General features: G+C 73.0%; 1 protein-coding gene and 2 pseudogenes. 1 reads left to right on the forward strand and 2 read right to left on the reverse strand.

Features of this window, described 5'->3' with window-relative positions; translation table 11 throughout:
• Nucleotides 1-90 precede the first annotated feature (90 nt).
• Nucleotides 91-369 (reverse strand): annotated as a pseudogene (locus ACZ7IB_RS49125) (ATP-binding protein); the annotation flags it as partial.
• Between the two features lie 7 nt (nucleotides 370-376).
• On the opposite strand from ACZ7IB_RS49125, the pseudogene ACZ7IB_RS49130 reads away from it, so the two are divergent.
• Nucleotides 377-621, forward strand: a pseudogene (locus ACZ7IB_RS49130) (RNA polymerase subunit sigma-24); the annotation flags it as partial.
• A 15-nt stretch (nucleotides 622-636) separates the two neighbouring features.
• Here ACZ7IB_RS49130 and ACZ7IB_RS49135 read toward each other — a convergent pair.
• Nucleotides 637-1,665 carry a LacI family DNA-binding transcriptional regulator gene (locus ACZ7IB_RS49135; protein ID WP_470921878.1) on the reverse strand — a complete coding sequence of 343 codons (1,029 nt, stop codon included), beginning with the start codon at nucleotides 1,663-1,665 and terminating at the stop codon, nucleotides 637-639.
• Nucleotides 1,666-1,831 lie beyond the last annotated feature (166 nt).

Consider the following 1,831-nt stretch of genomic DNA (forward strand, 5'->3'; position numbering starts at 1 on the left):
TCCGCCGCTACATCATCTGGCGCAACCGCCATGCCGACCACCGGCGCCTACGCGCCGTCGTGGACAGGGCAAACGTTGCCTGATGCGGCACTAGGAGTCGGTGCCGGTCTCGATGATGGTGCCGTTGAAGGTGATTCGGTCGACGATTGCCGCGCAGAGCCGCAGATCCGTGAATGTCTTGGTCCACAGGCAGAGCGGCTGGCTGTTCTTGATCCATTCGCAGCTCGCAAGGGTGCGGATGGTCGCCGCGTCGATGTTCGGGTTGGCGTCGAAGTCGAACGCCCGCAGGGACTTCTCCCGCGGGAAGCCGGCCGCCTTGATCCGCCGCTCCGAGCGGCGGCGGGCCCGGTCGCCGCAGCTCCAGAAAAGGCTTCAGCCCGCAGTCGAGCTCAACCGGGCCGTCGCCGTGGCAATGGCGAACGGACCGCAGAATGCGCTGTCCATCGTGGACGGGCTGGCCGTCTCCGGGCGCCTGTCAGGGGCGCGCCTGCTCCCGGCGGTGCGCGGCAAGCTGCTCGGCCGAACCGTCGAGGCATGGGCCGACTGGAGCTCGCCGCCCGGCTGTGCCGCAACCACCGCGAGTGGGCGGTCCTGCTGCGCAAGGCCGCCGAGCTGGTGTGACGGCGGCGGCCGCCGCTACCGCCCTGGCGTGCTGCCGCGCACGACCGGCTCCGCAGGAAGCAGCAGCCCGCTCGCCGGGGCGGCGGCGGGGTCCTCGACGGCGGTGATCAGCCGGTCGACGAGGACGTGGGCGATACCGGCCAGGGGCAGGCGCGCGCTGGTGAGGGCGGGCTGGAGCAGCGTGCAGAGCGGGATGTCGTTGAAGCCGGTGACAGCGACGTCGTCGCCGACGGCGAGGCCTGCGGCGCGGACGGCCTGGTAGGCGGTCAGGGCGAGCCAGTCGCTTGCGCAGACCAGGGCGGTCGGGCGGTCGGGGCCGGTGAGCAGACGCTGGACGGCGTGGGAAAGCGCGGCCGGGTCGTCGTCGGGGACGCCGACCTCGAAGGCGCCGTCGGGGGCGGCGGCCGCGGCTTGCAGGAAGCCGGCCCTGCGGTCGGCGAGCCAGGGCAGGGACGCGGCGGAGTTGAGGTAGCAGATCCGGCGGTGGCCCTGGTCGAGCAGGAGTCCGACCAGGGCGGCGGTGGCGGCGGTGGAGTCGATGTCCACCCAGTTCTGCGGGCGGCCGGGGGCGGTGCGGCCGAAGGCGGCGAACGGGAAGCCCGCCTCGGTGAGCACGTCGACGCGGGGGTCGTCGTGGACGACGTCGGAGAGGACGAACCCGTCGACCTGGCGGGCCGCGATCAGGCCGTTGAAGGATCTGGCGACGGCTCCGGCGCCCTGCTGGGGGTCGGAGCGGAACACCAGGATGCGGTGGCCGACTGCGTCGGCGGCGGTCACCAGCGCCTGGAGGAAGCCGCCCATCAGAGGGTTGGGGTCGGCGGGGTTGTCGGCGGGGGCGGGATAGCCGATGACCTTGCGGGTGCCGGTGCGCAGGCTGCGGGCGGACTGGTCGGGCTGGTATCCGAGTTCGTCGATGGCGGCGGTGACCCGGGCGAGGGTGGTGGCGCGCAGCCGGTGGGGTGCGTTGAGTGCGTTCGAGACGGTCTGGCGGGAGACTCCGGCCGCGTGTGCGACGTCCTCGATGGTCACCTGTCGAGCGGTCATCGTTCCTCTGTGGGCAGTGGTCGGCGGGGTGGGGGGGGGGGGGGGGGGGCCCCCCCCCCCCCCCCCCCCCGCTCCCCGGTTGGAGGGGGGAGGAAACCCGGCAGAAACGCACCCAAAATCCCCCCCCCCACAAAGGTTAAACCAAGCCCCGCAAGGAGCCCCCCCC

It is taken from the genome of Streptomyces sp. NPDC037301 (assembly GCF_055602785.1).